The 26,872-nt window shown below is 64.0% G+C and carries 24 protein-coding genes, 3 tRNA genes and 1 other RNA gene; 16 read left to right on the top strand and 12 right to left on the bottom strand.

What is annotated here, in order from left to right; all coding sequences use genetic code 11:
• Window positions 1-185 precede the first annotated feature (185 nt).
• The 3 genes from DDZ17_RS01960 (at window position 186) to DDZ17_RS01950 (ending at window position 4,652) form a co-directional block, all read left to right on the top strand.
• Window positions 186-1,847, top strand: a complete 1,662-nt coding sequence (locus DDZ17_RS01960; RefSeq protein WP_116364267.1) for a glutamine--tRNA ligase/YqeY domain fusion protein — start codon at window positions 186-188, stop codon at window positions 1,845-1,847.
• Window positions 1,848-1,853: 6 nt separating this feature from the next.
• Entirely contained in the window at window positions 1,854-3,227 is a 1,374-nt protein-coding gene (gene cysS / locus DDZ17_RS01955) for a cysteine--tRNA ligase (RefSeq protein WP_116364266.1), read from the top strand.
• An 81-nt stretch (window positions 3,228-3,308) separates the two neighbouring features.
• Window positions 3,309-4,652, top strand: coding sequence for a sigma-54-dependent transcriptional regulator (locus DDZ17_RS01950; RefSeq protein WP_157976398.1), 1,344 nt, complete (start codon window positions 3,309-3,311; stop codon window positions 4,650-4,652).
• Here the strand turns inward: DDZ17_RS01950 and DDZ17_RS01945 are convergent.
• From DDZ17_RS01945 to DDZ17_RS01935, 3 genes are all read right to left on the bottom strand, one after another.
• Entirely contained in the window at window positions 4,640-4,873 is a 234-nt protein-coding gene (locus DDZ17_RS01945) for a hypothetical protein (RefSeq protein WP_157976397.1), read from the bottom strand. The genes DDZ17_RS01950 and DDZ17_RS01945 overlap by 13 nt on opposite strands.
• Window positions 4,874-4,912: 39 nt before the next feature.
• Complete coding sequence (locus tag DDZ17_RS01940; protein WP_116364263.1) at window positions 4,913-5,074, bottom strand: DUF1328 domain-containing protein; 162 nt, start codon at window positions 5,072-5,074, stop codon at window positions 4,913-4,915.
• Window positions 5,075-5,170: 96 nt separating this feature from the next.
• Window positions 5,171-5,779 (bottom strand): BON domain-containing protein, encoded by a 609-nt coding sequence (locus DDZ17_RS01935; RefSeq protein ID WP_170150132.1) that lies wholly within the window; start codon window positions 5,777-5,779, stop codon window positions 5,171-5,173.
• A gap of 363 nt (window positions 5,780-6,142) precedes the next feature.
• On the opposite strand from DDZ17_RS01935, the gene DDZ17_RS01930 reads away from it, so the two are divergent.
• Complete coding sequence (locus DDZ17_RS01930) at window positions 6,143-7,633, top strand: mechanosensitive ion channel family protein (RefSeq protein WP_116364261.1); 1,491 nt, start codon at window positions 6,143-6,145, stop codon at window positions 7,631-7,633.
• Here DDZ17_RS01930 and folD read toward each other — a convergent pair.
• The 9 genes from folD to DDZ17_RS01885 all read right to left on the bottom strand — a co-directional run bounded on the left by folD (window position 7,593) and on the right by DDZ17_RS01885 (window position 16,226).
• On the bottom strand, window positions 7,593-8,438 hold the full coding sequence (folD, locus tag DDZ17_RS01925) for a bifunctional methylenetetrahydrofolate dehydrogenase/methenyltetrahydrofolate cyclohydrolase FolD (protein WP_116364260.1): 846 nt from the start codon (window positions 8,436-8,438) through the stop codon (window positions 7,593-7,595). The genes DDZ17_RS01930 and folD overlap by 41 nt on opposite strands.
• A gap of 28 nt (window positions 8,439-8,466) precedes the next feature.
• Window positions 8,467-8,543 (bottom strand) — tRNA-Arg (locus DDZ17_RS01920).
• Between the two features lie 71 nt (window positions 8,544-8,614).
• Window positions 8,615-8,690: transfer RNA gene (locus DDZ17_RS01915), tRNA-His, on the bottom strand.
• Window positions 8,691-8,744: 54 nt separating this feature from the next.
• Window positions 8,745-8,821: transfer RNA gene (locus DDZ17_RS01910), tRNA-Pro, on the bottom strand.
• A 103-nt stretch (window positions 8,822-8,924) separates the two neighbouring features.
• Window positions 8,925-10,295: a sulfoacetaldehyde dehydrogenase SafD gene (safD, locus tag DDZ17_RS01905; protein WP_116364259.1), complete on the bottom strand. Its 1,371-nt coding sequence runs from the start codon at window positions 10,293-10,295 to the stop codon at window positions 8,925-8,927.
• Between the two features lies 1 nt (window position 10,296).
• Complete coding sequence (locus tag DDZ17_RS01900) at window positions 10,297-11,043, bottom strand: sulfite exporter TauE/SafE family protein (protein ID WP_157976396.1); 747 nt, start codon at window positions 11,041-11,043, stop codon at window positions 10,297-10,299.
• 162 nt (window positions 11,044-11,205) lie between these two features.
• Window positions 11,206-11,970 carry a pseudouridine synthase gene (locus DDZ17_RS01895; RefSeq protein WP_193940527.1) on the bottom strand — a complete coding sequence of 255 codons (765 nt, stop codon included), beginning with the start codon at window positions 11,968-11,970 and terminating at the stop codon, window positions 11,206-11,208.
• A complete protein-coding gene (locus tag DDZ17_RS01890) occupies window positions 11,967-15,101 on the bottom strand; it encodes an efflux RND transporter permease subunit (RefSeq protein ID WP_116364257.1) in 3,135 nt (1,044 codons plus the stop codon). Before DDZ17_RS01890 ends, DDZ17_RS01895 begins: the two co-directional genes overlap by 4 nt.
• 3 nt (window positions 15,102-15,104) lie before the next feature.
• Window positions 15,105-16,226: an efflux RND transporter periplasmic adaptor subunit gene (locus DDZ17_RS01885; RefSeq protein WP_157976395.1), complete on the bottom strand. Its 1,122-nt coding sequence runs from the start codon at window positions 16,224-16,226 to the stop codon at window positions 15,105-15,107.
• A gap of 213 nt (window positions 16,227-16,439) precedes the next feature.
• Between DDZ17_RS01885 and ffs the strand changes: the two genes are divergently transcribed.
• The 12 genes from ffs (at window position 16,440) to DDZ17_RS01825 (ending at window position 26,766) form a co-directional block, all read left to right on the top strand.
• Window positions 16,440-16,536, top strand: an RNA gene (ffs, locus tag DDZ17_RS01880) — signal recognition particle sRNA small type.
• 199 nt (window positions 16,537-16,735) lie between these two features.
• The gene (dnaX, locus tag DDZ17_RS01875; protein ID WP_116364255.1) at window positions 16,736-18,730 is read left to right on the top strand and encodes a DNA polymerase III subunit gamma/tau; all 1,995 of its coding nucleotides are present in this window, start codon (window positions 16,736-16,738) and stop codon (window positions 18,728-18,730) included.
• A gap of 12 nt (window positions 18,731-18,742) precedes the next feature.
• A complete protein-coding gene (locus DDZ17_RS01870) occupies window positions 18,743-19,066 on the top strand; it encodes a YbaB/EbfC family nucleoid-associated protein (RefSeq protein ID WP_116364254.1) in 324 nt (107 codons plus the stop codon).
• A 9-nt stretch (window positions 19,067-19,075) separates the two neighbouring features.
• Entirely contained in the window at window positions 19,076-19,687 is a 612-nt protein-coding gene (recR, locus tag DDZ17_RS01865; RefSeq protein WP_116364253.1) for a recombination mediator RecR, read from the top strand.
• 16 nt (window positions 19,688-19,703) lie between these two features.
• Window positions 19,704-20,840 (top strand): ribonuclease D, encoded by a 1,137-nt coding sequence (gene rnd, locus DDZ17_RS01860; protein WP_116364252.1) that lies wholly within the window; start codon window positions 19,704-19,706, stop codon window positions 20,838-20,840.
• Window positions 20,837-21,109, top strand: a complete 273-nt coding sequence (locus tag DDZ17_RS01855) for a YcgL domain-containing protein (RefSeq protein ID WP_116364251.1) — start codon at window positions 20,837-20,839, stop codon at window positions 21,107-21,109. The genes rnd and DDZ17_RS01855 overlap by 4 nt, the downstream gene beginning before the upstream one ends.
• Window positions 21,102-21,539, top strand: a complete 438-nt coding sequence (locus tag DDZ17_RS01850) for a YcgN family cysteine cluster protein (RefSeq protein WP_116364250.1) — start codon at window positions 21,102-21,104, stop codon at window positions 21,537-21,539. The genes DDZ17_RS01855 and DDZ17_RS01850 overlap by 8 nt, the downstream gene beginning before the upstream one ends.
• A gap of 11 nt (window positions 21,540-21,550) precedes the next feature.
• On the top strand, window positions 21,551-21,922 hold the full coding sequence (locus DDZ17_RS01845) for a hypothetical protein (RefSeq protein ID WP_116364249.1): 372 nt from the start codon (window positions 21,551-21,553) through the stop codon (window positions 21,920-21,922).
• Window positions 21,923-21,935: 13 nt separating this feature from the next.
• Entirely contained in the window at window positions 21,936-23,462 is a 1,527-nt protein-coding gene (locus DDZ17_RS01840; protein ID WP_116364248.1) for a vWA domain-containing protein, read from the top strand.
• A 67-nt stretch (window positions 23,463-23,529) separates the two neighbouring features.
• On the top strand, window positions 23,530-24,375 hold the full coding sequence (locus DDZ17_RS01835; protein ID WP_116364247.1) for an AAA family ATPase: 846 nt from the start codon (window positions 23,530-23,532) through the stop codon (window positions 24,373-24,375).
• Window positions 24,376-24,384: 9 nt separating this feature from the next.
• Window positions 24,385-25,560 carry a vWA domain-containing protein gene (locus tag DDZ17_RS01830; RefSeq protein ID WP_116364246.1) on the top strand — a complete coding sequence of 392 codons (1,176 nt, stop codon included), beginning with the start codon at window positions 24,385-24,387 and terminating at the stop codon, window positions 25,558-25,560.
• A 90-nt stretch (window positions 25,561-25,650) separates the two neighbouring features.
• Window positions 25,651-26,766, top strand: a complete 1,116-nt coding sequence (locus tag DDZ17_RS01825; protein WP_206613408.1) for an NAD(P)-dependent alcohol dehydrogenase — start codon at window positions 25,651-25,653, stop codon at window positions 26,764-26,766.
• The last annotated feature ends 106 nt before the right edge of the window (window positions 26,767-26,872 follow it).

Genomic DNA, 26,872 nt, shown 5'->3' with positions numbered 1-26,872 from the left:
GCGTCCTGCTATAGCGTTGTCGATGGAATGGAACGTAAAAAGGGGCGGCAATGATACGGGCTTTTCCCGGCCTGCGCGAGCGGTGCGGTTTTCGGTGCGCTTTTCGGTGTAAGAGCTATCGCTGAGCCGCTATAATACGCGCCCTTTTTACCCCCGATTCACCTACCGCAGACACTGAAGGATCTATGGACAACAAGCCCGCCAACAACTTCCTCCACCAGATTGTAGCCGAGGATCTGGAGGCCGGCCGGGTGAGCGAGGTCATCACCCGCTTTCCGCCGGAGCCCAACGGCTATCTTCATGTGGGCCACGCCAAGTCCATCTGCCTGAACTTCGGCATGGCCGAGCGCTTTGGCGGCCAGTGTAACCTGCGCTTTGACGACACCAACCCGGAAAAGGAAAGCCCGGAATATGTGGCGTCCATCCAGGAGGACGTGCGCTGGCTGGGCTATGAGTGGGCGGGCGAGGTGCGCTATGCCTCCAGCTACTTCCAGCAGTTCTACGACTGGGCGGTGCATCTGGTCGAACAGGGCCATGCCTACGTGTGCGACCTGAACGCCGAGCAGGCCCGCGAATACCGCGGCACCCTGACCGAACCCGGCAAGAACAGCCCCTATCGCGAGCGCAGCGTCGAGGAGAACCTCGACCTGCTCGCGCGCATGCGCGCCGGTGAGTTCGACGAGGGCAGCAAAGTGCTGCGGGCCAGAATTGATATGGCCGCCCCCAACATGAACCTGCGCGATCCCATTCTCTACCGCATCCGCAAGGCCGAACATCACCAGACCGGCAACCAGTGGTGCATTTACCCCACCTACGACTTTGCCCACGGTCAGGAAGACGCCATTGAAGGGGTGACCCACTCCATCTGCACCCTGGAGTTTGAAGACCACCGCCCCCTGTACGACTGGCTGCTGGACCACCTGCCGGTGCCCAGCCGGCCGCGCCAGTACGAATTCGGCCGCCTCAACCTGAACTACACCGTGACCAGCAAGCGCAAACTCAAGCAGCTGGTGGACGAGGGCGTGGTGGCGGGCTGGGACGACCCGCGCATGCCCACCATCGCCGGCATGCGCCGGCGCGGCTTTACCCCGGCTTCCATCCGCAAATTCTGCGAGATGATTGGCGTTACCCGCTCCGACGGCGTGGTGGATGTGGCCATGCTGGAACACGCCATTCGCGACGACCTGAACGAGAACGCGCCCCGGGCCATGTGCGTGCTGCGCCCGCTGAAAGTGGTGCTCACCGACTATCCCGAAGGGCAGGTGGAGCGCCTGAGCGCCCCGGCCCACCCCAGCCGCGAAGATCTCGGCAGCCGCGAGTTGCCCTTTACCCGCGAGATTTACATCGACGCCGATGACTTCCGCGAAGAGGCCAACAAAAAGTTCAAGCGCCTGGTGCTGGGCAAGCGGGTGCGCCTGCGCAACGCCTATGTGATTGAGGCTGACAGCGTTGTGAAGGATGCCGCCGGGAATATCACCGAGGTGCACGCCCACACCGTGCCCAACACCATCGGCCTGGACCCGGAGGACGGCATCAAGCCCAAGGGCGTGATCCAGTGGGTGTCCGCCAGCGCGGGCCGGCAGGCCACCGTGCGGTTGTACGATCGCCTGTTCACCGACCCGGCGCCAGACAAGGGCGACAAGGATTTCATGGCCCTGGTGAACCCGGCCTCCCTCACCGTGGTGGAAGGCGCCTGGATCGAGCCGGGGCTGGCCGCGGCGCGGGCCGAGCAGAGCTTCCAGTTTGAGCGTGAAGGCTACTTTGTGGCAGACCGCCATGAGCACAGCGAGGCGGCCCCGGTGTTCAACATGACCATCGGCCTGCGCGACACCTGGAACAACGGATAGGCAGTTATGGCACTGAAGCTCTACAACACCCTGGGCGGCAAGAAGGAAGTCTTCGAGCCCATCGAACCCGGCAAGGTCAAAATGTACGTGTGTGGCCCCACGGTCTACAACCTGGCCCACATCGGCAACGCGCGCCCGGTGGTGGTGTTCGACACCCTGTACCGCCTGTTGCAGACCCATTTCGACGAGGTGATCTACGCCCGCAACATCACCGATGTCGACGACAAAATCATCGCCGCGGCGCGCGATGGCGAGCGCAGCATTGAATCGGTCACCGAGGAATTCACCGCCAAGTACCGCGAGGACATGGGCGAGTTGAATGCCTTGCCGCCGGACCTGGAGCCCCACGCCACCCACAACATCAAACCGATGATTGCGCTCACCGAAACGCTCATCGACAAAGGCCACGCCTACGCCGCCGAGGGCCATGTGCTGTTTGCGGTGGAGTCGATGGAAGACTACGGCAAGCTCTCCGGCCGGTCGCTGGAGGACATGCTGGCCGGCGCCCGGGTGGAGGTGGCCAGCTACAAGCGCCACCCCGGCGACTTCGTGCTGTGGAAGCCCGCCAAAGACGGCGAGCCCGGCTGGGACAGCCCCTGGGGCTACGGCCGCCCGGGCTGGCACCTGGAGTGCTCGGCCATGATCCGTGAACACCTGGGGGAGACCATCGACATTCACGGCGGCGGCCGCGACCTGATCTTCCCCCATCATGAGAACGAGATCGCCCAGAGTCGCTGCGCCCACGGCGGCGACTACGTGCGCTACTGGATGCACAACGCCTATATCGACATTGATGGCGAGAAGATGTCCAAGTCGCTGGGCAACGTGCGCACCGTGCGCGACCTGCTGCAGAAGTACCGCGGCGAGACCCTGCGCTTTGCGCTGCTGTCTGCCCACTACCGTTCGCCGCTGAACTTTTCCGCCGAGGTGCTGGATCAGGCAGACGCCACCCTCACGGGCCTGTACAACACCCTGCGGGAAGTGGACGACATTCCCCTGGATATGGAAGTCCAGCTGGCTGGCGAACCGTTCTACGAAGCCCTCAACGACGACCTCAACACACCGGTGGCCATCGCCGAAATTCACGCCCTGGCCAAGCAGCTGCACAAGTCCGGTGATGCCGACAAGCCGGCCTTGAAGGCAAAACTGCTGGTGGCGGGCAACCTGCTCGGCATACTCAACCAGCACCCCGAGGACTGGCTGCAGGGGGATAACGGCGAGGGCATCAGCGCTGCCGATGTGGAGGCGGCCATCCAGGCCCGCCAGGACGCCAAGGCCGCCAGGGATTATGCCCGCGCCGACGCCATCCGCGAGGAGTTACTGGTGCAGGGCGTTGTACTGGAGGATTCCCGCGAGGGCACCAAGTGGCGGCGTAGCTGACCCGGTGCGCGAGGGCCGGCTATACTTCGCCGCGGCACCCGCGTCATGGCCGGGTGGACCCTGTCAGCAGAGGACACCGGATTGAACGCACACTGCCTGGTCGTGGATGGCGACGAAGCCGCCAGCGAGGCCCTCGCCACCCTGGCGCGCGATGCCGGCTTCCAGACCTACCGGGTGAAATCCGTCGCGGATGCCAAAACCGTGCTGGCCGGCAAAACCATCGATGTACTGTTCGCTGCGCTGGACCTGCCCGGCGGCGACAGCGGCCTGCAATTACTCTCGCTACCGCAGGTGGCCGATACAGAAACCATCGTGCTGGCCGAGGCGGATGACCCGGAACGGGCCGATCTCGCTGTGCGCCAGGGCGCGGCCTGGTTTCTCTGCAAACCCTTCGACAACGACTACGTTAGCGCCCTGCTTGGCGACATTGCCGCCGAGTGCGCCGACAGTGGCGCCGGCGTGGGCGAGGATGTGACCGCCCAGGTGGTGGATCAGTTCGGTTTTTTGCGCGGCAGCTCGCGCCCCATGCGCAAGCTTTACCGCCAACTGCGCAAGGTGGCCGCGTCGGAGGCCAGCGTGCTGGTGTTCGGCGAATCCGGCACCGGCAAGGAGCTGGTGGCGCGCACCGTGCACACCCTGTCTGAGCGGCGCGAGGGCCCCTTTGTGGCGGTGAACTGCGCCGCGGTGGCGGAAAATCTCATGGAGAGCGAACTGTTCGGCCACGAGAAGGGCAGTTTCAGCGGTGCCGAGCGGCGCCATCACGGCTTCTTCGAGCGCGCCTCTGGCGGCACCCTGCTGCTGGATGAAATCACCGAGTTGGATCTGGAGTTGCAGGCCAAGCTGCTGCGCGTGCTCGAAACCCGCCTAGTGCGCCGGGTGGGCTCCGAGCAAGAACTACCCGTGGACGTGCGTGTGGTATCGGCCACCAACCGCCAGCCGGAGGACGCAGTCAGCGATGGCCGCCTGCGGGAGGACCTGTACTACCGCCTGGCCCAGGTGCCGCTGCAGCTGCCGCCATTGCGCAGGCGTGGCAATGATATCGGCGGCCTGGCGCAGTTTTTTCTCAACGAACTCAATGCTCACCACGGCACTGAACTGCGTTACAGTGCCAGTGCGCTGGAGCGCATTGCCGGCCATCGCTGGCCGGGGAATGTACGCCAGCTGAAGCACGCGGTGGAGCGTGCCTACATTCTGTCGGAAGCAGTGATTGAAGCGGATGTGTTTGAAACGGAGCTCGCTACCGCAGCGGCAGACGACGATGCCAATTCCGTTGAGATTCCCATTGGCACCAGCCTGGCGGATTCCGAGCGGGAGATCATCCTCGCCACACTGGCCCGGCACGACGGCGACAAGGCCGCAGCGGCGGAAGTGCTGGGGATCAGCCTCAAGACCCTGTACAACCGCCTGAAGCGCTACGAGGGCTGATTGCGCCGTCGGGCGGGTTGTAGCTGAAAGCTGTCGCTCTCTGCATCAAAGGCCACGCGCTGCCAGGGAATGCCGACCTGCTGCCAGCGGGTTTCCAGCAGTAATTGCTCCACCGTCCCCGTGTCGGTATCGACAATGGCCTGGCGAACCAGGCCAAGTTGCTGGCCGCGCAGGCCGAGTAGTAGCCTGGCATGATCCAGGCTGACAGTCATGGTTCGCATCGTCTTATACTGCCGTCGACGTCAAACCGCGCCGTCCCGTCAGCGGGGCCGGCGACCCAGTATGAAGAAGACGATGGCCAGAATCAGGCCGATGATAAACAGCGCCCAGGCAATCTCGGCGGCCACAGCGGCCACACCGCTCAAGCCCAGCACACCGGCGATCAAGGCGACGACTAAGAAAATCAGTGCCCAGTGCAACATAATCCTTACTCCTGTGTCGTTCTTGTGAAAGGGGGCGGGGCCCCCGTTTGTGTTGCTGTTGAATGCGCAGTGATAGAAAGCTCTGATATATAGAGCTTAGCTCTTGACGTTGAGGTTGTTGTTCACCTCGCGCACACCGTCAACATTGGCGGCAATTTTTTCCGCCAGGTCCTTGCCGGCATCGCTGTCGACCTCACCGCTCAGGGTTACCACGCGGTTCTTGGTATCCACGTTGATCTCCAGGCCTTCGGTGTTGCTGTTGGCCAGTAGCTTGATCTTCACCTCGGCAGTCAGCGTGGCGTCTTCCACACGGTTGGAAAAGTCATCCGCCGTTTCGTCAACATCGCGCTCGATGTAGTCGGCTTTTACCTCCAGTTCATTGTCCACCGACTCAATGCCGTCAATGCTGAGCGCGATCTGCTCGGCAAGGTCCTTGTCGATATCCGAAGCCACGGTACCCTCCAGGGTGACATGGGTGCCGTCCACATCCGGGTCGATGGCGAAGTTGTTCAGGTGGCGGTTGAACAGCAGTGCAGTTTCCAGCTTGCCCTCCATCCACGCTTCGCGCATGTCCTCACTCATGACATCGCTCTGCTTGGCGCCCTTGCTGTCGCCCGCCCAGGCGGCAGGCAGGTGGGTGGCTGCCACGGCACCGGCCAGTGCCAGAGAAAGCGTCAGGGGGCGAATACCTTGTTTGTGTTTCATAGTGCACTCCTTATCACACAGGTCAGCCTCGCTGGCCGGGTGGTTGCACCCTGGCCGCTGTTGCCAATGCGAGGCCCGTTTGCCGCCAGATCGGCGACGCTCGAAAGTGACGTTGCAGGGACCGTGCCAGATGCCAGGAAAACCGGCCCACGGCATTCGCCAGCCCAGTGGATACGGGGCTTGCGGGCGTTTACACGGTTGCCGGAGCAGGGCGTGGCAGGCGGTGTTATCGGCCCGGTATTTGTAAATTTGCCCCGGCGGGGGCGGTAAATCTTACAAACTGCGTGCCGCTGGAAGTTTTCCCTTGTGAGGCGGCGCCGTGATTCCTACTCTTCGCAGGGTTGATGATTGCCGGAGTGCGCCATGTCCCAGGGAAACACCACCGTTAACCGTCGCTGGCTGTGCGCCTGTCGAGTGCCCCTGCTGGCGCTGCTGTTGTTGCTGGCCGGCGGGCCACTGTTTGCAGCGGAGCCGGGTACGCAGTCTGAAGGCACTGGCGCGAACAGTGAAAGCGTGAGCCGCCTGATTGAAGTGCTCGAAGACCCCCAGCAGCGGGAGGAATTCCTCAACCACCTGCAGGCCCTGGAGTCGGTGGACAGTGCCGATGCCAATGACCCGGCGGTGCTGTCGGACACCCTGCGCCTGGAGGAGCGGGTGGGGCTGTTGCTGGAGAATTACATCGGCACACTGGAGAACATCGGTCTTGATCGCGGTGCGCTGGGCCGGGTGGCCACGCTCACTGGTGCCTTGCTGGTAATCGCCATCGGTGTGCTGCTGAATAACTGGCTGGCCAGGGTCCTCAACCGTCGCCTGGGCCGCTGGCGCGAGCGCTTTCATCTGGATACCGAACGCTTTGCCAGCCTGTTTGCCCTGCAAGTGTGGGGCGGTTTGGCCTTTGCCGCCCTGTTGCTGGTGTACACCCTGACCCAGGTATACACGCAGCAGCTGGCGCCGATGCTGCCGGAATCGCTGTTGCTGGGGATTGCCGAAACCGTGCTGGCGGTGTATCTGGTGGTGCTGCTGTTCATGCTGATCTGGGAGCTCAGCAACGCCATCATGGAATACGTGAGCGGTCGCGAGAACAGCATGAACACAGCCCGCGCCCAGACCTTGCTGCCCATGATGCGCAATGTGCTGCTGTTCATCCTGCTGATACTGGCGGCCATGGTGGTGCTGTCTGAACTTGGCATTGATGTCATGCCTTTGCTGGCCGGTGCCGGTGTGCTGGGTATTGCGGTGGGCTTTGGCGCCCAGACGCTGGTAAAGGACTTTCTCACCGGCTTCACCATCATTGCCGAAGACCTGGTGCACGTGGGGGATGTGGTCACCGTGGGTGGGCGCACCGGCGAGGTCACCCGCCTGACCATTCGCAAAATGGAATTGCGCTCGCTGGAAGGTACGGTGCACACGGTGCCCTTCAGCGAGATATCCGTGGTGGACAACCTCACCAAGGACTTCAGCTACTATATGTTCAACGTGGGCGTGGCCTACCGGGAAGACATCGACGCGGTGATCCAGTGCTTGCGGGAGGTGGACGAGGACATGCGCGCCGACGATGAATTCAGCTCACAAATCCTGGGGCCACTGGAAGTGCTGGGCGTGGATGAATTCGCCGACAGCGCGGTGGTGATCAAGGCCCGCACCCGCACCGCGGCCCGCTCCAAGTGGCGGGTCGGGCGCGAGTTCAATCGCCGTATGAAATACGCTTTTGACGAGCGCAACATTGAGATTCCCTTTCCCCACCAGACGCTGTTTTTCGGTGAGACCCGGGAGGGTGAGCCCCAGCCGGCGGCCAGGGAACTCTTTGCGGCGGCTAGCCCAGAGACTTCTCCCCGGACTCCACGCTCTGCATGATCAGGGTGTTGATGGTCATGGGGCCAACGCCACCCGGTACCGGGGTGTAGGCGCTGGCCCGCTCGGCCAGCGGCGCCAGTTCCACATCGCCCACGCCGCCGGGGTGGTAACCCGCATCCACCACAACCGCGCCGTCCTTGATCCACTCGGCCTTGATGAATTCCGGCTTGCCCACGGCGCCCACCAAAATGTCGGCCTGTGCCACAAGGGCCGGCAGATCCTGTGTGCGTGAGTGGCAAATGGTGACGGTGGCGTTCTTCTGCAGCAGCATCATGGCCATCGGTTTGCCGAGAATGGGGCTGCGGCCGACCACCACGGCGTGCTTGCCCTCGATCTCGATGTCGTAGGCCGCAAGCAAACGCATGATGCCCTGGGGTGTGGCGCAGCCGTAGGCGTCTTCGCCCATGGCCATGCGGCCAAAGCCCAGGCAAGTGACGCCGTCCACGTCCTTGGACAGGGCAATCGCGTCGAAGCAGGCGCGCTCGTCAATCTGCTCTGGCACAGGGTGTTGCAGCAGAATGCCGTGTACGTCCGGGTTGTTGTTGAGTTCGTTGATTTTGGCCAGCAACTCGTCGGTGGTGGTGGAGGCGGGCATTTCCACCGCCATTGAATCCATGCCCACGCGGCGGCAGGCGTTGCCTTTCATCTTCACGTAGGTGGCGGAGGCCGGGTCGTCTCCCACCAGAATGGTGGCCAGAATGGGCGTTTTGCCGCCGGATTGTTCTTTCAGCGCTTCAACCCGTTGCAGCAGTGCTGCCTCGGTTTGCTGCGCCAGCGCCTTGCCATCGAGTACCAGTGCCGACATGAACACAATTCCTGAGAAGAGGAGAAAATGGCGGGGGTAGAAGGATTCGAACCCTCGACCCACGGCTTAGAAGGCCGTTGCTCTATCCAACTGAGCTATACCCCCGGAACAGGGCGGGCATTATACAGGGCTGTATGCCCGAGCAGAACCGCTCGGGGCGAGCGGCTGGGGGAAATTGGGGTGGCCGAGGGGTCTCGAACCCCCCACCTCCGGAGCCACAATCCGGTGCTCTACCCGATGAGCTACGGCCACCATCGCGGGTTTGAAATCACTGTTGCCCAACTCACCAGATTGTGGCGGATAAGTTGGTCGGGGTAGAGAGATTCGAACTCCCGACATCCTGCTCCCAAAGCAGGCGCGCTACCAGACTGCGCTATACCCCGAACAGTAATGCGGGGAAGCTTTGCCGCCCCTCGATTTCAGGAGGCGCATGATACTGAGGGCGCCCCCAAGCGTCAACGGAAAATCTTGCGCCTCCCGCTGTGGCTACAGCACGAGTGTTTTGCAGTAGCTCATTTCGCGAATGGCGTACTTGATGCCTTCGCGCCCCACGCCGCTGGCCTTCACGCCGCCAAAGGGAAAGTGCTCGGTGCGAAAGCCGGGGCCGTCGTTCACCGCCAGGGTGCCCACTTCCAACTCGTCAAACAGGCGGCGCACCAGGGCGAGGTTGTTGCTGAATACACCGCCCTGCAGGCCGTAGATGCTGTTGTTGATGATGGGGATGATTTCATCCACCGCGCTGAAGCGGTACAGGGGCAGCACCGGGCCGAATACTTCCTCGCGCATCAGGTCGCAATCCGCCGGTACGTTCTCCAGCACGGTGGGCCACACGAAGGCGCCCTCGTAGCGATGGCCAAGGGCGACGCTGGCGCCGGCATCCACCGCCTGCTGCACACTGCGCTGGATGGCCTGGGCGGCCTGGCGGTGAATCACCGGGCCGACGAAAGTGTCCGGTTCCATCGGGTCGCCCACCTTGAGGGCACCGGCGCGTGCCAGCAGGCGCTCGCGGAAGTCATCGTACACCGCCTGGTGAATGAACAGGCGCTTGGCGGCGGTGCAGCGCTGGCCGGCGGTGGCCAGGCGGTGGTTGATGGCGGCGTTCACTGCGGCGTCCAGGTCGGCGTCGTCCATCACGATCAGGGGGTCGTTACCACCCAGTTCCAGCAGCAGCTTTTTGTAGCCCGCCGCGGCGGCTATGGCATCTGCCGCCGCGCTGCCGCCGGTAAAGTTGATAGCGTCGATGCCAGGGTGGGCGTTGAGGCGGTCCATATCCGCCAGGGCCGGCACGCACAGCTGCAGGGCGTCTTCGGGCATGCCGGCTTCGTAGCAGAGCTCCACCAGGCGCCGGGCCGACACGGTGTTCTGGGGGCCGGGCTTGAACAGGACGGTGTTGCCCGCCGCATAGGCCGGGCCAATCTTGTGCACGGCAATGTTGATGGGAAAGTTAAATGGCGTGATGCACAGCACGGTGCCTAGCGGGCGCCAGCAGACAATGCCCATCTTGCCGCCCATGGGGGCGTAGGCATCCGAATCCAGGGCTTCGCCGCTGATCTGGCGGGCTTCTTCGCTGCAGGCCAGGGCGGCGTTGGTGGCGCGCTGCATTTCCACCCGGGCGTCGGAAATGGTCTTGCCGGTCTCCCGGGTAATCAGGGTCGCCAGGGCGTCGCTGTTGTCTCGCAACAGCTGTGCCAGTTTGCCCAGCACCGCGGCGCGCTCGCAGGCCAGGGTCTGGCGCTGGCGCTGCCGGCCCTGGCGCAGTCGCCCCAGGGCGGCCTCCACATCCTGCCAGTGGGTGTAGGGGTATTCGCCCAACACGCTGTTGTCGTAGGGGTTGGTGACGGTATAGGTTGCAGGCATCTCAGACTCCCATCTGGATCAATTGGTAGCCGATGCGCAGGGCGGCCAGCATCAGGGCCAGGCGCATCAATTGCAAAAAATGCCGGGCGCTCACACGCTCAAGCAGCAGCAAGCCGAGGCGGGCGCCGATCACGGCGGACACGGTCAGCAGAATAATCAGGCCGGCATTGTCGGTGAAGGAAAAGCCCAGGTACAGGTAGGCCGGTACCTTGGTGAGGTGGGCGAACATCTGCATCAGCGACTTGTTGCAGACGATGGCCTCTTTGCTCAAATCCTCACGCAGGAAGAACACAGCCAGCAAGGGGTCAATGGCCCCCACCAGTATGCCCATGCCCCCGGTGACCAGCCCCACCCAGAAGAAGCCTCGGTCAGCAATGTTCAGATCCGGCAGCCGCGCCGGTTTGAACAGGGTGTACAGGATGAGCACAACCAGCAACAGCAGGGGAAAGAACTCGCCCACGTAGCGCACGATGAATACGGTGGTAGCGGCGGCGCCGATGGCGGCCCCCGCAGCAAAAGGCAGGCACATGCGCCAGCGGATGTGGCCGCGTAAAAACCAGCTGCGGGCGGCGTTGTTGAACACCTGCACGGCACCGTGAATGGGCACCAGCAGCCGCAGGGGCAGGCACAGGCTCATGGCGGCAAACATCAGCACACCGCCGGCCATGCCGGTGACGGAACTGATCAGGGACGCCAGGGCTGTGGCTGCCACCAGCCACAGCAGGGCGCCCTGTGAAAGATCGACCACATCCATTGCTACAGCCGGCCGTTTTTGTCGTTGGGAAATTGCCGGCCATGCTAGGGCGGCGCGGCCGGTTGCTGTAGGTCCAGGGAGGCGGACTTATGGGGCCAGCGGTTCAGGAGACGGATGCGGTTCAGGTCTTTCTTAGGGCCTGGTAGGGCCTTGTTTTCAGGACATGCCCCGCGCCGCGTTCAGTGCAACCGTCCAGCCGAAACGCTCGATGAGCCCCTGGAAGACGTCATCCAGTGGCGCGTGCAGGAGCAGTGGTTCGCCGGTCGCCGGGTGGTTTAACTGCAGTCCGTGACAGTGCAGCAACAGCCGGCCGGCCTGCAGTTGGCTGGCGAAAAAGCGATTGTGCACGCCCTTGCCGTGTTTGGCATCGCCGATGATCGGGTGGCCGATGTGCTTCATGTGACGGCGCAACTGGTGCTTGCGGCCGCTCAATGGGTGCAGTCGCACCAGTGAATAACGTGCGGTGGGGTAGCGATCTACCGCCTCGGGCAATTCGATGCTGGCCAGGCGTTGGAAATGGGTCAGCGCGTCCCGGGGCGGGCCGCGATCCTGCCCCAGCAGGGGGTCCGGGTCATCGCGAATGGGGTGATCTATCTCGCCCTGTTCGGGGCAGTAGCCGCGGACGATGGCGAGATAGTCTTTGTTCACCCGGCGCTGCTCAAACTGGCTGGCCACCTGCCGCGCGGTGTTGCTGTCCAGGGCAAACAGCAGCACCCCGGAGGTTGGCTTATCCAGCCGGTGCAGGGGGTATACGCGCTTTCCGAGCTGGTCGCGCAGTAGCTGCAGGGCAAAGCGGGTTTCCCGGCGGTCGATGGGGCTGCGGTGTACCAGCAGGCCGGCGGGTTTGTTGATGGCCACCAGTTGCTCGTCCTGGTAAAGCACGGCCAGCGCTTCTGCCGCAGGGGGAGTGTGCTGTGTCATGGGGCGGTGCTTGGCTCGTTGGCGGGCGAGGGGGCATCATCCCTGTTTTTAAGGGTTACCGCCGCGCAAAACAGCGGCGGTACCAGGAAGAACGAAATCACCGTGGATAGCAGAACGCCGCCCGCAATGGCCATGGCGAAGGGTGGCCAGAACTGGCTGCCTTCGAGAATCAATGGCAAAAAACCACCAAAGGTGGTGACAGTGGTGGATACAATATGCCGACTGGAATCCATCACCACCTGGCGTGCGGCCAGCGCGTTACCCTGGCTGGCCTGCGCGTTTTCCTGCAGGGCTGTCATGATGATGATGGCAGCGTTGATCGAAACCCCGATCGAGCCGATCACGCCGATCATGGCCTGCACCCCAAAGGGGTAGCGGAACAGCGCGAGGGAAAGCAGGCTCAGGCCCAGCGAGCAGACAAACACCAGGCCGGCAATAGCCGACAGTCGCCAGGAATTGAAGGTCATCACGATGGTGGCGAGCATGGCTGCCAGGATGGTGCCCATCGGCGCCATGATCTGTTCCACCACGTCGGCGCGCACGTCGGAATCGCCCCCGAACTGGTAGTGGTAGCCCGCTGGCAGGGCAATGGGGTTGGCGGCCAGGTCGGCCTGCAGGCTTTTCAGGGCCTCCTCTGGCAGCACGCCGCGCATCAGGAAGGCCTGCACGATGTTGACCCGCTCGCCGTTTTTGCGCGAGATGGGGCTGGAGGAGGGCAGCAGTTGCGGGGTGCCCAGCATACCCATGGCAACGCCGCCCATGGCTGGTTCGCCCGGCCCAGTGGCGCCAGCGGCAGTGCCGGCAATGCGCAGGGAGGCAATGTCCTGGGCGCCGCCCCAGTCCTCTTCGGCCAGGCGCACGCGCACTGGCAGGCGCTGGGTGTCCTCCAGCAGTTCGCCGCCGGTCAGGCCGCGCAGGCTGGCGTCGAGCGTATTGGCGGCATCGGCCAGGCTCAGTCCCGCCAGTTGTGCTCGTCCCTCGTCCACGTTGAACACCAGTTTGGGGGCGCCGCCGGACAGGCTGGCGTTGGAGTGGGTTACGTCAGGCACCTGTTCCATGCGCCGGCGAAACTGCTCACCCAGTGCCCGCAGGCGCTCTAGGTTGGGGCCGTAGATTTCTACTTCCAGTGGCGCCATGACTGGCGGTCCCTGGTCGATGCCGCGCACAATGACCCGCGCCTGGGGAAATTCCCGATCCACCTCCTGCTGGAGCCGGCGTATCAGGTTGTCGGTCTGGTTTTCATCGTGGGTGAGTACCAGCGCTTCGGCCCAGCTGGCGATACCTTCACGGTTGCGATACATGTTGTAGTAAAAGGCCGGGGGGCTCTCGCCGAGGGTCCAGTCAACACGGCGCACCAGGGGTTCGGCACGCAACTTGGCATCCAGTTGCTCGACCAGGGCCGCGGTGTCGTAGATGGAGCGTCCATCGGGCAGTTTCACCTGTACGTACATCTGGTCGCGGTCGGTGCCGGGGAAAAACTGGGCGGTCAGGCTGGGGAAGGCCAGAAAGCCCGTCAGCGGCAGGGCCAGGGCAAGGGCGATGGACGCGCCACGGTAGCGCAGGGCCCAGTCCAGCGCGTGGCTGAGCAGGCGCCCGCCACGGCCGCTGTCCATGCCCTGTTCCCACCAGTGGTGCTCCCGCTTCAAGCTGGCTGGCAGCAACCGCGCCGCCAGCACCGGCGTCAGGGTCATGGCCAGCAGCAGGGATGAGCCCAGCATCACCACCACCGCCTTGGCAATACTGCCCATGAAGTCGCCGGAGGGCCCCGGTAATACCACCATTGGCATAAAGGCGAGGATGGTGGTGAGGGTGCTGGAGAGCAGGGGAACGCGCAGGCGGTGTACCGAGGCGGTAATGGCCTGCAGGGGTGTTTCGCCCCGTTGCAGGTGCTTGCGGATTTCATCGGTCATGACAATGGAGCCGTCCACCACCAGCCCCAGCGCCACGATCAGGCCGGTGACCGACATCTGGTGAATCGCCACACCCCAGTAGTACAGCAGGGTCATGGACATCAGGCCGCACAGGGGCAGGATGACGGCGACCACCACGGCGGCGCGCCAACCCAGGGTGATCAGCAGCACCAGCAGCACCAATACCACGCCAACCACCAGGTTCTCGATTACCCCCTGCAGGCGCGCCTGGGTATATACGCTCTGGTCGTAGGTGGTGGTGACCTCAAGGCCGCCCGGGGCGTTGGCGCGCCAGTCATCCAGGAAGGCGGCAAATTGCTGGCTCCAGCGATCCACCTGTAAGCCGTCGGACATGGCAACGGCCACCAGAATGCCGGGCCTGCCATTGACAATGGCCATGGCCGGGGGCGGCGTGGTGTGGCTCTTGTAAACCCGCGCGATATCCCCGACACGCACACTGCCGCCGCTGCCGGCGTGCAGGGTCACGTCGCGTATTCGCGCCAGTGAGTCGAACTCGCCGCTCACTTCCACCAGCAGGTCGTTGCCGGCGCCACTGGCGCGGCCGGCGGCGATTTTCGGGTCCGCCTGCTGCAGGGCCTGGGTCACCTGGGCGAGGCTGAGGCCGCGCGAGGCGAGGGCGGCTTCATCCACCGCTACCCGCACCTCCTCGGCGGGTTCGCCGTACAGATCCACCCGTTCGGTACCGCTGACATTGCGCGCCGCATCCGCCAGGTCCAGGGCTATGCGGTGCAGCAGCGACAGGCTTACGGGGCGGTCTTCTGCAGCGCTGAGGGCGATGATGGTGGTGTAGGCGGTGAGGCGGTCGTCATCGAAAACGGGGGCGCTGGCGCCCGGGGGAAAGCGGTTTGAGACATCGCCGAGGGTGTCGCGGATCTCCGTCCAGGCGCGCTGGATGGCCTGCTTGGACAGGGTTTCCTCCAGCTTGATATTCAGGAAGGACACGCCGGCGGAGGACGTTGAGCTGATTTCGTCGATTTCGGGAATGCGCCGCAGTTCATCCTCCAGCGGCCGGGTGACCAGGGCTTCCACCCGGCCGGGCCCGGCACCGGGGAAGAAGGTGGTGACGGTGGCCAGGAAGTTGGTGATGCTGGGGTCTTCCTGGCGGCCGATGGAGCGCATGCTGCTGATGCCGGTGGCCAGAATGATGATGACCAGCAGAGCCACAAAGCGGCGATGGCGAAACAGAACCTGGGCCAGCATCGGTCAGGGCGCCAGTGGGGTCACGGCGGAGCCGGCCGCTATGCGGTGCAGGCCGTCGGCGACCACCGCCTGGCCGTCGGCAAGGGTGCCGCGCACAAAGGCTTTGTCGCCGCGCAGTTCCAGTACCTCTACCACCTCGCGTTCGGTGCGCCATTGCCCGTCCTGCTGGTTCACTGCCAGCACATTCCACACGCCGCGCTGGCCTTCCAGCAGGGCGCTGAGGGGCAGCCAGCCACCCTGTTCCGGTATGTCCCGCTGCAGCAGCAGGGTAACGGCCTCTCCATCAAGGGCGGCAGTGCCGGGGGGTAACTCGAACACCGCCACGGCAGCGCGGGTGTTTGGGTCCAGGTCTGGACGCACCGAGCGCAGCTTGGCCTGCAGGGTTTCGCCGCGCCAGCGCAGGGGGTAGGTACGCGCGGGCGCCAGGCTCGCTGCCAGTTCCGGTGTTACCCCGATATGTGCTTCGCGCGGCCCGCCCTGTATCAGCCGCAGGATGGGCGTGCCGGCGGTGATCACGGCACCCGGATCGATGTAGCGGGCGGCGACAATGCCATCGTAGGGTGCGCGCAGCGCGGTTTTTTCCAGTTCAATGTCCAGCCGCTCCAGTTGCGCGCTCACTGCCTTGTTTTGGGCGGCCAATGCCTGGGCCCGCAGGCGGGTTTCGTCAATTGCCTCCCTCGATACGGCACCGCTGGCTTGCAGATCCTGTTGTCGCTGGGCCTTGAGCTGCGCAAGTTCTAGGTCGGCTTGCAGGGTCTCGAGTTCCGCTGCGGCAGATTTACGCTGAGACTGCAGCAGGCGGTTGTCCAACTGCGCAAGCACATCGCCCGACGCCACTTCGCTGCCTTCGTTCACCGTCATGCTGGCGAGTTGCCCCGCCGATTCAAAGGCCAGATCTGCCCGGCGAGGGGCTTCGGTTACACCGAGAAAGCGACGCTCTTCCTGGTAGCTAGGCTGGAGGCGGTAGATGGTGGTGGCCACCGGCAAGGGTGCGGCATGTTGGCGCGACACAGCGGCGTCTGCACGCCATTTCAGCAGACTGCTCAGACCAATGGCAAAGGCCAGCGCCAGGGTGATACCCAGAAGGGTTTTGGGCAGCGTTGCCGGTGTGGGGGAGGGCGGCATGGCAGTAATCCTGGCGGCCTTTAGCGATGGGTTTGCGGCCAATGTTAGAGCCTTTAACATTTGTGTCAAGGCTGTTGGTTCGTCTTTTGCTGTCGATAAGCGCCGGAGCGCCCTTGCAGGGCATGACCCTTTCAGACACAATACGCGCCCTCTGCAGCCTGGTGCCCCCGACGGATAGACAGTCGGTGCCCGCTGCAGGCGCTGTGGTGGCCCGGGCGGTCCCCTCGCAACGATAGGTAGTGAACCCCGCCAGGCCCGGAAGGGAGCAACGGTAGTTACTGATTCGTGTGCCGGGGTGTGGCTGTTCGGGTCGCCTCCACTTTCTCTCTACCTTCTTTGTTCCTTCTCCCCTGTTCCTTCTCGCATTGCCCTCGCTATGGGTTGTTGTTTTCGCCTGTGCGGTGTGTGCTTTGCCTGGTGCAATTCGTTGCCCGTGGCGGCCTGCTTCCTTTCCTGCGCTGGCGCCGCTGGTGTATCCTAGCCCCTTTTGCAGTAAGGCAACCCACGGCATGTCCTATCAGGCACTGGCACGCAAATGGCGACCGAAGAGCTTTCGCGAAATGGTGGGCCAGGAGCATGTGCTGAAGGCCCTGATCAACGCGCTGGATCATGACCGTTTGCACCACGCCTATCTGTTCACCGGCACCCGCGGTGTGGGTAAAACCACCGTGGCCCGCATCTTCGCCAAGTGTCTCAACTGCGACGAGGGGGTGTCCTCCGAGCCCTGTGGCAAATGCGGCGCCTGTCTGGAGATTGCCGAAGGCAGGAGCGTGGATCTGCTGGAAGTGGATGCTGCCTCGCGCACCAAGGTGGAAGACACGCGGGAGCTGCTGGAAAACGTGCAGTACGCGCCCACCCGTTCGCGTTACAAGGTCTACCTCATTGACGAGGTGCACATGCTCTCCGCCAGCAGTTTCAACGCCCTGCTGAAAACCCTCGAAGAGCCGCCGCCCCACGTCAAGTTCCTGCTGGCCACCACCGACCCGCAGAAGCTGCCCGCCACGGTGCTGTCACGCTGCCTGCAATTCAACCTGAAGAACATGCCGCCCGAGCAGGTGGTGGGCCACTTAAAGCATGTGCTGGATCAGGAAATGGTGAGCTTCGAGGAGCCTGCCCTGTGGCTGCTGGGTCGCGCCGCGGCCGGGAGCATGCGCGACGCCCTCAGCCTTACCGACCAGGCCATTGCCTTTGGCTCCGGCGCCCTGCGCGAGAGCGAAGTGCGCACCATGCTGGGCACAGTGGACCTCACCTACGTCTACCAGGTGCTGGAAGCGGTGGTGGCCGGCGAGCCAGAAGCCTGCCTGCAGGTGGTGGCGGCCATGGGCGAGCACGCCCCGGACTTTGATTCCAGCCTGGAGGAACTCATTACCCTGCTGCACCGGGTGGCCCTGGCCCAGGTGGTGCCGGCAGCGGTGGACAACAGCTGGGGCGATGCGCAGCGAGTGACAGCGCTGGCTGGCAGCATGAGCGCCGAAGACGCCCAGCTGTATTACCAGATGGCCATCAACGGCAAGCGCGACCTGCCACTGGCCAGCGACCCGCGCAGCGGTTTTGAGATGATCCTGCTGCGCATGCTGGCCTTCCGCCCGGCCATTGCCATTGAATCCGCCGCTACCGTGGCAACCCTGACCCAGGCCGCCGGGGAGGAGGGCGGCCATGCCGTAAAAAAGCCTGAAACACCCCCGGAGCCGGCGCCGCCGGCCCCGCCTGCATCGTTTTCCGCAGCGACTTCTGCACCTTCTTCTGCATCGTCTTCTGCATCGTCTTCTGCATCGTCTTCCGTGCAGGCGCCGGTCGAGGCACAGGCTGTTCCCAACGCCCCTCCACAGGCCAGCGCCGCGCCGCAGGAAGCGGGCGAAGCGAAGGGCGCCAGGGCTCCTGGCGCCGGTGTTACCAGCCCCACCGCCACCGGTCCCGGCGCAAAGAGCGCGGCAGTCGAGGCCGCGCGGCGCGAAGAGGCGCCCCGTGTCTCGCCGCTGGCCGCGTTGCTGGCGGCCGATGCCCAGGTGGATGCCGAAGCGGATGACAGCGAAGCGCAGGCGGCCGAGGCCAGCGGTGCGGGAAGCAAAGAGCCCGCTCCGCACTCGCGGCCGGCGAATGCCATGGCGCTGGAGGCCCTGTCACCGGCCACCTGGCCCGACCTGCTGGAGCAACTCGGGTTGGTGGGCATTGTCTATAACATCGCGTCCAACTGCGAACTGCGCGAAGTGGCCGGCAGCGAGCTGCACTTTGTGCTGGACGAGCACAACGCCACCTTGTTCAACAGCGGCCATACCGATCGCGTGCGGCTGGCGCTAACCAATTACTTTGATGCCGCGTTCAAGGTCAGCATTGTGCCGGGGGCCCTGCAGGGTGAAACCCCTGCCATACGCGGCCGGCGACTGGCCGAGGAGCGCCAGCGCGAGGCTGTAGCCGCCATTGAGGCCGACCCCATCCTACAGGGCCTGATCGAGCGCTTTGACGGCGAATTGCTGCGCGACTCGATTGCGCCCCTGGACAATTAACGAGGACACAACATGAAAGGCAATCTCTCGGACCTGATGCAACAGGCCCAGAAAATGCAGGCCGATATGCAGAAGAAGCAGGAAGAGCTGGCCCAGGCCGAGGTAACCGGCGAGGCGGCGGCCGGGCTGGTCACCGTTGTCATGAACGGGCGCCACGATGTGCGTCGGGTGCAGATCGACGACAGCGTGCTGTCTGAGGACAAGGCCATGCTGGAAGACCTGCTGGCGGCGGCGGTGAACGACGCCGTGCGCAAAGTGGAACAGAAAAACCGCGAGGCCATGTCCGGTCTGACTGCCGGGCTCAACCTGCCCGGCGGCTTTAAAATGCCGTTCTAGGAGCCGTTGATGAAGTTCAGTCCGGCCCTGCTGGAATTGATCGAGGCCCTGCGCTGCCTGCCCGGCGTCGGCCCCAAGTCCGCCCAGCGCATGACCCTGCACCTGCTGGAGCGCGATCGCCAGGGGGCACAGAATCTTGCCAACGCGCTGGTGCAGGCGGTGGAAAAAGTTGACCACTGCCAGCGCTGTCGCAATTTCACCGAGCTGGACGTGTGCGAAATCTGTGTCGATACGCGCCGCGACCACAGCACCATCTGCGTGGTGGAAACCCCGGCCGATGTGCTGGCCGTGGAGCAGAGCAGCAGCTATCGCGGCCTGTACTTTGTGCTGATGGGGCACCTGTCGCCCATCGATGGCATTGGTCCGGCGGAAATCGGCCTGGACCGCTTTCAGCAGCGGGTGCTGGAAGAGGGGGTCAGCGAGGTGATTCTGGCCACCAACCCCACCGTGGAAGGCGAGGCCACGGCCTACTACCTCACCGATATGCTGCTGCCGCAGGGGATCAAGGTGTCGCGTATCGCCCACGGCGTGCCCCTGGGTGGTGAACTTGAATATGTCGATGGCAACACCCTGGCCCACGCCTTCAGCGGGCGCCGGCAGGTTGAGTCCGGCAGCCGCTAGCTAGAAGAGCAGTGCAATGAGCAGTAACAGTCAACACACATGGCAACTGATTGAAGACAGCGCCACCCTGGAGCAGGTGCTGGCCGACAACGCCGGCGCCGCCGCGGTGGCGGTGGACACCGAGTTCATGCGCCGCAATACCTTCTATCCCCAGGTGGCCCTGCTTCAGCTGTGCTTTGGCGATACCGCCTGGCTGGTGGACCCGCTGGCCCTGGATGACATAGGCGCCATCATCGACCTGATGGAAGACCGCTCGATCGTCAAAGTGCTGCACTCACCCAGTGAAGACCTGGAAGTTTTCACCCAGTGGCTTGGCGTGCTGCCCCAGCCCCTGTTTGACACCCAGCGCGCGGCGGCCCTGCTGGATCGCGGCTTTGGGCTGGGCTATCGCGCCCTAGTGGAAGCCATCTGCGCCGTGGACCTGCCCAAGGACGAGACCCGCTCCGATTGGTTGCAGCGCCCGCTGAGCGAGGCCCAGTGTCAATATGCCGCGCAGGATGTGCTGTATCTGCTCACCGTGTACCAGCACCTGCACCAGGCCTGCGTCAGCGCCGGCAAACTGGACTGGGTACTGGCCGACGGTGACGATGCAGTGGCCGCTCAGCTGGCCGACCCGGAGCCTTACTACCTGCGCATCAAGAATGCCTGGAAGCTGGATGCGCGCCAGTTGGGTGCGCTGGCGGCCCTCAGCCAGTGGCGTGAGAAAACCGCGCGGGAGCGCGACAAACCGCGCTCCTGGATTATCGCCGATGCCGACTGTCTGCAGATCGCCCGCGCGCTGCCCGCCAGCCGCGAGCAACTGCGCGCCGCGGTGGATTTGCCACCACCGGCCCAGCGTCGCTATGCCGATGAATTGATGGATGTGCTGGCAACGGCGCGGGCGCTGCCCGATGATGCGCTGCCCGCGCCGTTGCCGCCACCGCCCGGGGCGCGGGAGCGCGACCTTGCCAAGCGCCTGAAAAAAGAGGCCCGGGCCATCGCCGCCCGCCTGCAGGTGGCGCCGGAGATCCTGCTCAACAGCCGCGACTACGATGCACTGATTCGCCAGGCTGGCAGCGGCGACGCGGGTACCGAGCCGCGCCACTGGCAGGGCTGGCGCCGGGAGCCGGTATTGCAGCCGCTGCGTGAGCTGCTGGCGCAGGTACAGTCATGAAGCGCCTGTGCGAAATCTTCCGCAGCAGCCGCAAGGCGGAAATGTACCTGTATGTCGACCGGGCCACCGGCCTTGCGGAGGTGCCCGAGGCGCTGCTCAAGCAGTTCGGCGAGCCGGTATCGGTGATGATTCTGCTGCTGGAGCCCGGCCGCAAACTGGCCCGGGCGGACGCCGCCGAGGTGCTGGCAAACATCGAGCGGCAGGGTTTTTACCTGCAGATGCCGCCCACCGACGCGCAATTGCTGCAGCGCGAGCGGGCCGATGGCTGAATGGTGGGACACGCTGCCCCTCGCGGCGCTGGATCACCAGCAGTGGGAGGCGCTGTGCGATGGCTGCGCCAAGTGCTGCCTGCACAAACTGCAGGACGCCGACAGCGGCGAGCTTTTCTACACCAACGTGCACTGCCACCTGCTGGATGCCGAGCGCTGCCGCTGCAGCGACTATCCGCGGCGCAGCGAGCGGGTGCCCGACTGTATTCAACTCACCGCACACAGCAGCGATGCCTTCGACTGGTTGCCTACCACCTGCGCCTACCGCCTGCGCGCCCACGGCCAGCCCCTGCCGGCCTGGCACCCGCTGGTGAGCGGTAACCCGGACATCGTCCACAGCGCCGGGATATCCATTCGCGGGCGATCCATCTCGGATGAATATGTTCATCCCGATGGTTATGATGAACACATCGTCAACTGGGTTGAGTAGGAGAGAACCCCGTGCTGGATGAACAGAGTTACCACATAGCCATGGCCGCCTACCTCGGTGCCGCGGTGCTGGCGCTGATACTGTTTGCCTTCTGGCTGCGCAAGAGCTGGCGACCGGCCTGGATTGGCCTGGTAGTGCTGGTGGGCGCCGCCCTGTTGCTGACTCCGGCCTTCCCCCAGGCGGGGGTGGACACCCTGGCCCCGGCCCTGATTGTTGCCGTGTTCCAGTGGCTGACAGTGGATTTTGCCGCCGCGGAGCACGCCCTGCGGCCGCTGGCCGTCATGGTGGGGGCCGCCCTGGTGCTGGCCTTGCTGCTTGGCGTGACGGTGTTGCGCCATCGTCGCCGCCCCCTGCCACAGGACGAGGACGCGCAAGCGGCCTGAGCACACCCACCCCATGACACCCAAATCGATTGTTGCCACCCTGGCGCGGGGCCGCGTACTGCTGTTGTTACTGTTGTCGGTGCTGCTGCCCGCGCTGGCGCAGGCCGATGCCGGTGCGCGCGCGCTGCGCCCGGACCTGCGCCTGCTGATCGACATTTCCGGCAGCATGAAGCAGTCCGACCCGGACAACCTGCGCGGTCCGGCGCTTGAGCTGATTGTGCGCCTGCTGCCCGACGGCGCCCGCGCCGGAGTGTGGATTTTTGGCGAGTCGGTGGAGGGCCTGGTGCCCCACGGCGAGGTGGACAGCGCCTGGCGCGAGCGGGCCCGGGCGGCGGTGGCCGCCATCGATAATTCCGGCCAGCGCACCAACATCCCGGCGGCGCTGGCGGCCGCCACCTACGATATCGGCAGCATGGACCCCCGCTACCGCAGCAGCATAGTGCTGCTCACCGATGGCAAGGTGGATGTGGCGGCCTCGCCCATGGCCAACGCCACTGCGGCGCGCCAGGTGCTGACCGACACCGCGCCCAGGCTTGGCGCAACCGGCATTCCGGTGCACACCATTGCCCTGTCGGACGAAGCCGACTGGACCTTCCTGCGCTCGCTGGCCGAACAGAGCCGAGGCATCGCCGAAAAAGCCAACAGCCCCGATGAGCTGTCGGGCATCTTTGTACAATCCCTGGAAATGGTGGCGCCGGCGGCCCAGGTGCCGCTGGACAACGGGCGCTTCTCGATTGATGACAGTGTGGAGGAATTCACCGCGCTCCTGTTTTTTGACGGCTCGCCGGCCGAGTTGTCGCTGCGCGCCCCTGATGGCACCCGCCTGCAACCCGGGCAAACCGACGCCGCCGACTGGTTTGTCGCCGATGGCTTTGCCCTGGCCACCGTGCGCCAGCCCGAGGCGGGCAACTGGGTGCTGTCTGCCCCCGAGGGGGCCCGCATCAAGGTCACGGTGATCGCCGACCTCAATATCGAGATCGACCCCCTGCCCAACAGCATGCCGGCGGGGCGGGTGAGCGAGCTGGGCCTGCGCTTGCGCGATGGCGAGCGGGTGCTGAATGACCCGGAAGTGCTGGGTCTGTTCCGTATTGCCGTATCCATCAACGGGCCCGGCGGCTACAGAGAGCAGATTGACGTCAGCGAGCGCTACGCTCTGCCGCAAAACGGCGAGTACCGCATTGTCATTCCCGCCTTCAGCACCCCGGGGCGCTACCAACTGGTGGCCCAGGTGTCGGGCAAAACCCTTCAGCGTGAGTTGCCCCTGCATGTGGAAGTGATCGCCGACCCGGCCGAAAACTCCATCAGTTCACGTCCGGCGGAGTTGCCGGACGCCAGCCTGACCGCCCCCATGCTGACCCTGTTTGGGGGGGTGGCGGCGGTTGCTCTGATTGCCTGGGGCATATCCCGGCGCCGGCGCCAGCGCCGCCTGGCGCTGTGGGAGCAGCGCTTTTCCGGCAACGGCGATGACGGCGGGGAAGAGGACGCCGACCCGGTAATCCAGGGCGTCAGCGCGCAGGCCGAGGACGACAGCCGGCGCTGAATGCTTGCACGGGCTGGCCCCGCTCGCTAACCTTGCAGGCTTTGTCCGATTCAGGTGACGCGAGAGTATGAAATTCGAAGGGACAGATCGCTACGTAGCGACCGATGATTTACGCATGGCGGTAAACGCCGCGGTAACCCTGCAGCGCCCGCTGCTGATCAAGGGAGAGCCGGGCACCGGCAAGACCATGCTGGCGGAAGAGGTGGCCCAGGGGCTGGGCAAGCGCCTGATCCAGTGGCACATCAAATCCACCACCAAGGCCCAGCAGGGGCTGTACGAGTACGATGCGGTGTCCCGCCTGCGGGACTCCCAACTCGGCGACGAAAAAGTCCACGACATTGCCAACTACATCAAAAAGGGCAAGCTGTGGGAGGCCTTCGACGCCGACGAGCAGGTGGTGCTGCTGATCGACGAGATCGACAAGGCCGATATCGAGTTTCCCAACGACCTGCTGGTGGAACTGGACCGGATGGAGTTCTTCGTCTATGAGACCGGCGAGACCATCAAAGCCAAACAGCGTCCGATCATCATCATTACCTCCAACAACGAGAAGGAACTGCCGGACGCCTTCCTGCGCCGCTGTTTCTTCCACTTCATCAACTTCCCCGACCGCGACACCATGCGCCAGATTGTGGACGTGCACTACCCGGGCATCACCCAGGAACTGGTGCAGGACGCGCTGGAAGTGTTCTTCGACCTGCGCGCCATTCCGGGCCTGAAGAAAAAGCCCTCCACCTCGGAGCTGATCGATTGGCTGAAGCTGCTGATGGCCGATGACATCCCCGATGAACTGCTCAAGGAGCGCGACCAGAGCAAGGCCATTCCGCCGCTCTACGGCGCGCTGCTGAAAAACGAGCAGGACGTGCACCTGCTGGAGCGCCTGGCCTTTATGCACCGGCGGGAAACCCGCTAGGCGCCGCCGATGTTGATTAACTTCTTCCACGGCCTGAAGGACGCCGGCGTACCGGTCACCACCCGGGAACTGCTCGATCTGCTGGAAGGCCTGAAGCAGCACGTGGCCTTCGGCAGCATCGACGAGTTCTACTATTTCAGTCGCACCTGCATGGTGAAGGACGAGAAATACTTCGACCGCTTTGATCGCGCCTTCGGCCTGCATTTTCGTGAACTGGAACAGCTCGATGACATTATCGAGGCGCTGATTCCCGACGACTGGCTGCGCAACGAGTTCATGAAGCAGCTCTCCGAGGAAGAAAAGGCCAAGATCGAATCCCTCGGCGGGCTGGAAAAGCTCATCGAAGAATTCAAGAAGCGGCTTGAAGAGCAGAAGGAGCGCCACGAAGGCGGCAACAAGTGGATCGGCACCGGTGGCACCTCGCCCTTCGGCCAGCAGGGTTATCACCCCGAGGGCATCCGCGTTGGCCCCAATGGCGGCAATCGCAAGGCGGTCAAGGTCTGGGACAAGCGCGACTTCAAGAACCTCGATGACAGCGTTGAACTGGGCACCCGCAACATCAAGGTGGCCCTGCGCCGCTTGCGCAAGTTTGCCCGCACCGGGGCCGCCGACGAGCTGGACCTGGATGACACCATCCGCTCCACCGCCCGCAATGCCGGCCTGCTGGATATCAAAATGGTGCCGGAGCGGCACAACGCGGTGAAGGTGCTGATCTTCTTCGATGTGGGTGGCTCCATGGACCCCCACGTGAAGGTCTGCGAAGAACTGTTCTCGGCGGCGCGCACCGAGTTCAAGCACATGGAGTACTTCTACTTCCATAACTTCATCTACGAAAGCGTGTGGCGCAACAACATCCGCCGGCACAACGAGCGCACGCCTTTGCTGGATGTCATGCACAAGTACAGCCACGACTACAAGGTGATCTTTGTCGGCGATGCCGCCATGTCGCCCTACGAAATCGTCCAGCCCGGCGGGTCTGTGGAGCACTGGAACGAGGAGTCCGGCGAAGTGTGGATGCGACGCCTGCGGGAAACCTACGAGAAGGTGATCTGGATCAACCCGGTGCCCGAGGAGGAGTGGGAGTGGACCCAGTCCACTGCCATCGCCAACCAGCTGCTGGAAGGCCACATGTACCCGCTGACCCTCAAGGGCCTGGAAGACGGCATGGGTTACCTGTCGCGGTAAGGCGCCCCTGTCGCGGGATAGGGCGCCTGTCCTTTACCGTTTCGGGTGTTTAAGCTAGGAGCCACGTAGAATCGGCTCCGGGAGCCCCGCATGAAACTCCTCCGCACTGTTTTCCTCAGCCTGTTGGCGCTGCTCGGCGTCGGCCTGGTGGTTTTGGCCTTTACCCTGTCCTACAACGTTGCCTGTCCCTCGGAGCCGGCGGCTTACAACGGCGATCGCGTCATGCGCAGCGCAATTCAGCGCTGTTACGGCTCGCCGGAGGTGGTGGAAAACACGACCCTGCCCATCCCGGATGTCGGCCCCGGCGAGATACTCGTTCAGGTGCGCGCGGCGAGTGTGAACCCGCTGGACTGGCATTATCTGCGGGGCGAGCCTTACTTTATGCGCCTGATCTCAGGCATTGGCCGCAATACGCTACAGGGCGTCGGCGTAGACTTTGCCGGCACCGTGGTTGAGGTAGGTAGCGGGGTCACGCGTTTCCAGCCGGGCGATGCCGTTTACGGCGGCAAGAGCGGTGCCTTTAGCGATTATGTGAAATTGCGTGCCGATGGCTCAGTGGCCGCCATGCCCGACAACATTGGCTACGCCGAGGCAGCGGCCCTGCCCATCGCTGCAGTCACCGCATTGCAGGCCCTGCGTGATGTCGGCGGGGTGTCCGCTGGCGACCGGGTACTGGTCAACGGCGCCTCCGGTGGTGTCGGCACCTTTGCCGTCCAGTTGGCACGTAACATGGGCGCCAAAGTCACTGGTGTGTGCAGTACCCGTAATCTTGCTATGGTGCGCGGTCTCGGGGCGGATGAGGTCATCGACTACACGCAGAGCGACTATACCCGCAGCGGAGAGCGCTGGGATGTCATCATCGATGCGGTAGGCAATCATTCACCCCTGGCCAATCGTCGGGCACTGGCGAGCGGCGGTACCCTGGTGATGGTCGGGGCCGGTAAGGGCAACTGGGTAGGGCCGCTGCTCAACCTTGCTAGCGCCGTGCTGATTTCTCAACTGGTCGACGAACAACTGAAGCCTTTCGTCTCCGGCCTGAACGGGCCGGACCTCGCCCACCTGGCACAGCTGATGGAGCGCGGGGAATTGTCGCCGGTAATCGATCGGCATTACCCCCTGTCCGAAGTCCGTGAGGCGCTGGCCTATTCAGAGTCTGGTCGCGCCCGCGGCAAAATCATTATCGATGTGAATCCCTACGAGCGCTGACCTGGCCCCACTTGGCACCAATAACCTGATCGCCAGGCTGAAGTACACCTGCTTCGGTCTGGCGATGGATATCGACAAGTGGTACTGAGGAGGTGGCGTGGCATTT

This window comes from Parahaliea mediterranea (assembly GCF_003402235.1).
GTDB classification, from domain to species: domain Bacteria; phylum Pseudomonadota; class Gammaproteobacteria; order Pseudomonadales; family Halieaceae; genus Parahaliea; species Parahaliea mediterranea.
Note: the sequence above shows the minus strand (reverse complement) of the source record. Positions and strands in the feature narration are given on the sequence as shown.